Source organism: Mesorhizobium sp. M7A.F.Ca.CA.004.04.2.1, assembly GCF_004022825.1.
Taxonomy (GTDB): domain Bacteria; phylum Pseudomonadota; class Alphaproteobacteria; order Rhizobiales; family Rhizobiaceae; genus Mesorhizobium.
Genome location: NZ_RZPH01000273.1, coordinates 1 through 6224, shown reverse-complemented (window position 1 = coordinate 6224; position 6224 = coordinate 1). Strand labels below are relative to the sequence as shown.

The following is a 6224-nucleotide window of genomic DNA, read 5'->3' as shown; positions in this document are numbered from 1 at the left end:
CTGGCGATGGCATCGGCTGGCGCACCAATGCCGACCGGAACATCGATGTGGAAGATCGTGCCGCGTCCGACCTTCGACGAGAATGTCACGGGATGGCCGAGCGCGCTGGCCATGCGGCGCACGATGGCGAGCCCGAGCCCGAGACCGCCACCGTCCAGTTCGGCATTGGCCGGCGAGGTGCCGCGATGGAATTCCTCGAACACCGCCTCGCGCTGGTCGTCGGGAATGCCGCAGCCCGTATCGGCGACGTCGATGCGGATGGTGTCGCCGCGATGTCTGGTGCCGACAAGCACGCCGCCCGAGCGTGTATAGCCCAGCGCGTTGGAAAGAATGTTCTGCAGGATGCGGCGCAGCAGCGTGCGGTCGGAGCGGACCACGGCGTGGACCGGCCGGAATTTCAGCGACAGGCCTTTCATCTCCGCCACCGGCAGGAAATCCGAGCGGAGCGACGAGAACAGCGCCTCCAGGCTGACGTCGCCTATGTCGGGCTGCACCACGCCGGCATCGAGCTTTGAGATGTCGAGCAGGGTTCTAAGCAGGTCCTCCATCGTCTCCAGCGAGCGCTCGACCTGCCGCACCAGTTTCTTGCCCTCGTCACTGGTCTGAACTTCGGCGAGCGCCGAAACCGAGAGATGGGCCGCGTTCAGCGGCTGCAGCACGTCGTGGCTGGCAGCGGCGAGGAAACGGGTTTTCGACAGGTTCGCCAGTTCGGCGTTTTCCTTGGCGGCGCTGAGGTCGATGTTCGACTGCTCCAGCCGGCGCAAGGTCGAGTGCAGTTCCTCGGTGCGGGTGCGCACCCGGTTTTCCAGCGAGATCGCGGTCTGGAACAGCGAAAAGGCGTTGCCTTGCTGGTCCATAGAGCGCTCGACGCGGCTGACCAGTGCCGCGTTGATCTTCTTCAGCTTTTCAAGATCGTTTATGTCCCTCAGCGGCATCTTGTTTGCGCCGTCCTATTCCGCCGCCTGGCGCTCGCCAAAGGCGATGCCGGTGAAAGTCTGGTTCAGATGCATCGACCGGTACTGTTCGCCATAGGTGCCGAAGCCGATGACATTGTTGACCCGGTAGAGTTCCGAGATCTCGCGAAATACCTGCCGATTGCGCGCGTCCAGCCGGCGCAGCACGCAGTCGAAGCCGAGGATCATGTCGATACCGCCAAGCCTCTCCTCGACATCGCGCAGGGCGGCGCGCGTCGATTCGACCATGTCCTTGGGTTGAGCGATCGACAGCACAACGCCATCGTCTATGGCGCAGAAGAACGACAGCGAGCCGTCGGCATGCATCTTCTGGATCGACCGGCAATAATATTGGCCGCCCACCTTCACCACCACGGGATGCGAGGCGAAGCTCAGTGGCGTCAGCATCTGCGCGACGATGCCGACGGACGCGGAATATTCCTGCGCCGCATTGGTGGCATTGAACTCGCGCACGATGCGGTGATCGGGATCGGAAGCCGTCACCACCAGTTTTTCATCGGTGGGAACGAAATTGTCGGTCTTGAAGACATGGAAGGGAATTTCGGTCGATATCAGCACGATGATGGCGCTGTCGGAGGTGACCTTGCCGTTCGAGATCAGGCGCGTCGTCTCGAATTTCAGATCGTCGCCGGCGGAGCCGCCAAGCAGCGGAATGTCGTCGAGGCCCCAGTGGATGGCTGAACTCACCGCTTCTTCGGCATAAGAGAGCCCGTCGATGAAGCAGAGCGCGAAAGTGCCTTTGGTCCGATCGCAACCAGGGCGCGCGCGCAGCGATCGCCGCAGGGTCTCCACCTCGCCGGTGATCCTGTCCATACCCGACGAGGACAGATTTTCGACCATCACGCTGACGGCGGTGAACGCGGTGGACGGAAGCAGCATGGCCAGCACATGGCCATCCTCGAGACCTTGCGGCGTGATCTCGCCGGCAGTCGAACAGCCGGCGTGGTGGAGCGCCGGTGCGTGGGTCATGAGCGCCTGGGAAAGGGCGCTGGCTTCGACCAGGCTCTGGGAAAAGAACAGCAGGGCAAAGCCTGCGTCGATGGCGGCTGCTTCCAGTGCGATCGCCTTGGCGAACGCCTCCATGTCGGGCTCGTCCGTAGTGAGCGCCGACAGGCCGCATGCATAGCGCGTCTGTGAATTGGCCAGCGATGTTCTCCGCATTTCCTCCGACGCTTTTTTGTGCGCGGCTGTTTTTAAATGCTTCTGGCGCGCGGGCGTCGACCGACATTGTTGCCTTCAATCGGCGGTTTGGCAATGGGGCCACCGGCACCGCATGTTTGGGCGCGGCCATGACCGAAAGTACAATGTTCCGCGTTTGCGACGTGCTGTTTTTTGTCCGATGTGCGGTGTACGAATAATGCACCACCGAAGCGCGAATACCGCGTCGGCAGCGTGGATACCAAGGTTGATACCCAGGGAGGGACCATGTCGGACGTTTCGTTGATGGTGAACGGAAAGCGGGTCAGCGGTGCTGCCGAGGACCGAACACTTCTGGTTCACTTCCTGCGGGAAAATCTCGGCCTTACCGGCACGCATGTCGGTTGCGACACCTCGCAATGCGGTGCCTGCGTCGTCCACGTCGATGGCAAGGCGGTCAAATCCTGTACGATGCTCGCGGTGCAGGCCTCCGGCTCCACCGTGCTGACGATCGAGGGCCTGGCCAATGGCGCCGACCTGCATCCGGTGCAGGCCGCCTTCAAGGAACATCACGGGCTGCAATGCGGCTTCTGCACGCCGGGCATGATCATGACGGCGACCGACATGATCAGCCGCCACCCCGAAGGGCTCGACGAGGCGACGGTGCGTGCCGAGCTCGACGGCAACATCTGCCGCTGCACCGGCTACCACAACATCGTCAAGGCGATCCTCGCCGCATCGACGACGATGAAGGGGTCCAAGGGTAAGGCGAGACAAGCTGCTTAGGCAAGGGAATAAGGGAGTAGGGCAGTAGGGGAGTAGGGCAAAAAGGCCAACGCAACGAGGCCCTTTTTCCCTAGTCCCTTACTCCCTACTGCCCTACTCCCATAATTCCGGAGGAATTTCTGATGGGCATTGAAGGTGTTGGCGCTCGGGTCGCGCGCAAGGAAGACAAACGGTTCATCACGGGCGCCGGCCGCTATGTCGACGACATGGTGGTTCCCGGCATGAAGCACGCCGCCTTTGTGCGCAGTCCGCACGCGCATGCGCAGATCAAGAAGATCGATGTGAAGAAGGCCCAAGGCATGCCCGGCGTCATCGGCGTGCTGACCGGCAAGGAACTCAAGGCCGACGGCATCGGCAATCTCATCTGCGGTTGGATGATCCACTCCAAGGACGGCTCGCCGATGAAGATGGGAGCGTGGTCGCCACTCGCCTTCGACCGGGTCCGTTATGTCGGCGACGCCGTCGTCATCGTCGTCGCCGAGACCAAGGGGCAGGCGCGCGACGCCGCCGAGGCGGTCGAGATCACCTACAAGGAGCTGAAGGCCGTCGTCGATGCCTCCAAGGCGATGGACAAGGGTGCGCCGCAAATCCACCCCGAAGCGGACAACAATCTGATCTTCGACTGGGACATCGGCAATGCCGACGACACCGCGGCGGCTTTCGGGAAGGCAGCCCATGTCGTCAAGATGGACATCATCAACAACCGGCTGGTGCCCAATGCCATGGAGCCGCGCGCCGCACTTGGCCATTACGACAAGGCCGAGGATCACTATACCTGCTGGACGACCTCGCAGAACCCGCATGTGGCGCGGCTGGTGATGAGCGCCTTCTACAATGTCGCGCCGGAAAACAAGCTGCGCGTGATCGCGCCCGATGTCGGCGGCGGCTTCGGCTCGAAGATCTACATCTATCCCGAAGAGATCGTCTGCCTGTGGGCGTCGAAGAAGACCGGCGTGCCGGTCAAATGGGTGGCCGACCGGACCGAGAGTTTTCTGACCGATGCGCATGGCCGCGACCATCACACCCATGCTGAAATGGCCTTCGACAAGGACCACAGGATCCTCGGCCTGAAGGTGGAAACCCAAGCCAATCTCGGCGCCTACATGTCGCTGTTTTCATCGGCGACGCCGACCTATCTCTATGCGACTCTGCTGTCGGGCCAGTACAACATCCCGGCCATCCACGCCAATGTGAAGGCGATCTACACCAACACCGCGCCCGTCGATGCCTATCGCGGGGCAGGGCGGCCGGAAGCGACCTTCGTCATGGAGCGTATGATGGAGACGGCGGCCCGCCAGTTCGGCGTTTCGCCGGCTGAGTTGCGGCGCAAGAACTTCGTCACCTCGTTTCCGCATCAGACGCCGGTCATCATGTGCTATGACGCCGGCGACTATGCCGCTTCGCTCGATGCGGCAATGCAGGCGTCGGATTATGCCGGCTTCGCCAAGCGCAAGGCCGCCGCCGCCAACAAGGGGCTGCTGCGCGGCATCGGCATGAGCTGCTACATCGAGGCCTGCGGCATCGCGCCGTCTGCGGCCGTCGGCTCGCTCGGCGCCGGTGTCGGCCTTTGGGAATCGGCGGAAGTGCGCGTCAACGCGGTCGGCACGATCGAGGTGCTGACCGGCTCTCACAGCCACGGCCAGGGCCATGAGACGACCTTCGCGCAACTGGTCAATGAGCGCTTCGGCGTGCCGCTCGATTCGGTCTCGATCGTGCATGGCGATACCGACAAGGTGCAGATGGGCATGGGCACCTATGGCTCGCGCTCGGGTGCGGTCGGGATGTCAGCCATCGTCAAGGCGCTCGACAAGGTAGAGGCCAAGGCCAAGAAGATCGCGGCGCACCTGCTCGAGGCCGACGAAGGCGACATCATCATCGAGAACGGCGCGCTGAAGGTGGCCGGCACCGACAAGAACGTGCCGTGGTTCCAGATGGCGCTGGCCGCCTACACTGCCCACAACCTGCCGGGCGGCATGGAGCCCGGGCTCAAGGAGACGGCGTTCTACGATCCGTCGAATTTCACCTTCCCGGCGGGCTGCTATATCTGCGAGGTCGAGGTCGACCCGGAAACCGGCGTGACCGAGATCGTCCAGTTCGTCGCCGCCGACGATTTCGGCAACATCATCAATCCGATGATCGTCGAGGGCCAGGTGCATGGCGGGCTGGCGCAAGGCATTGGCCAGGCACTGCTCGAAGGCGCCCATTACGACAACAGCGGACAATTGCTGACCGCGAGCTACATGGACTACACCATGCCGCGCGCCGGCGATCTGCCGTCGTTCAAGGTCTCGACCTCGAACACGCCTTGCCCGGGCAATCCGTTGGGGATCAAGGGTTGCGGCGAGGCCGGCGCGATCGGCTCGCCGCCGGCGGTGATCAACGCTATCACCGACGCCATCGGCAGCAACGATCTTGCCATGCCGGCTTCGCCGTCCACCGTGTGGGCCGCGATCCGCGCGACGAAACATTGAACGCGAATGGCGAATAGGGGTAGCGAATAGGGAAGAGAATGTTCGCTACTTCCTGCTCGCTCTTTCACCCAGGGGAGAAAGACAAATGTACGCAGTCAACTATCATCGCGCCGCCTCGGTCGCCGATGCCGCCAAGCTGATCAAGACCGGCGACGCCAAGCTGCTTTCGGGCGGTATGACGCTGATCCCGGCGATGAAGACGCGGCTTGCCGCGCCGTCCGACCTTGTCGACCTGTCGCGGATCACGGAGCTGCAGGGCGTCACGGTGTCGGGCAAGACCGTCACCATCGGCGCTGCCACCACGCATAATGCTGTTGCCAATGACGAGAAGCTGAAGAAGGCCTGTCCGGCGCTTTCCCATCTGGCATCGCTGATCGGCGATCCGGCGGTGCGCCACAAGGGAACGATCGGCGGCTCGATCGCCAACAACGATCCGGCGGCCGATTATCCGGCGGCGCTGCTGGCGCTGGGCGCCACCATCATCACCAACAAGCGCGAGATCGCTGCCGACAAGTTCTTCAAGGGCCTGTTCGAGACCTCGTTGAAGGACGGCGAAATCGTCACCGCCGTCACCTTCACCGCGCCGGCCAAGGCGGCCTATGAAAAATTCCGCAATCCGGCATCGCGCTACGCCATCGACGGCGTGTTCGTGGCCAAGGGCAAGGATGGCGTCAGCGTCGCCGTCACCGGTGCCGGCGACGACGGCGTTTTTCGTTCGAAGGAGATCGAGGCAGCATTGGCCAAGAATTTTGCGGCCTCGGCACTCGAAGGGGTGAAAGTGCCGGCGAAGAAGTTGATGACCGACATCCACGCCTCGGCCGACTATCGCGCCAATCTGATCACGGTGATGGCCAAG

5 protein-coding genes are annotated in these 6224 nt (G+C 62.8%); 3 read left to right on the top strand and 2 right to left on the bottom strand.

Features of this window, described 5'->3' with window-relative positions; translation table 11 throughout:
* Together EN893_RS14425 and EN893_RS14420 are read right to left on the bottom strand one after the other, a co-directional pair.
* On the bottom strand, positions 1-935 hold a 935-nt coding region (locus EN893_RS14425; protein WP_164900864.1), incomplete at its 3' end, for a HAMP domain-containing sensor histidine kinase.
* Between the two features lie 15 nt (positions 936-950).
* Positions 951-2135 carry an FIST signal transduction protein gene (locus tag EN893_RS14420; protein WP_127270230.1) on the bottom strand — a complete coding sequence of 395 codons (1185 nt, stop codon included), beginning with the start codon at positions 2133-2135 and terminating at the stop codon, positions 951-953.
* 264 nt (positions 2136-2399) lie between these two features.
* Between EN893_RS14420 and EN893_RS14415 the strand changes: the two genes are divergently transcribed.
* The 3 genes from EN893_RS14415 to EN893_RS14405 form a co-directional block, all read left to right on the top strand.
* Positions 2400-2897 carry a (2Fe-2S)-binding protein gene (locus tag EN893_RS14415; RefSeq protein WP_127272058.1) on the top strand — a complete coding sequence of 166 codons (498 nt, stop codon included), beginning with the start codon at positions 2400-2402 and terminating at the stop codon, positions 2895-2897.
* Positions 2898-3019: 122 nt separating this feature from the next.
* Positions 3020-5368: a xanthine dehydrogenase family protein molybdopterin-binding subunit gene (locus EN893_RS14410; protein ID WP_127276722.1), complete on the top strand. Its 2349-nt coding sequence runs from the start codon at positions 3020-3022 to the stop codon at positions 5366-5368.
* Between the two features lie 85 nt (positions 5369-5453).
* The coding region (locus EN893_RS14405; protein ID WP_164900862.1) for a xanthine dehydrogenase family protein subunit M at positions 5454-6224 on the top strand (771 nt) is incomplete at its 3' end.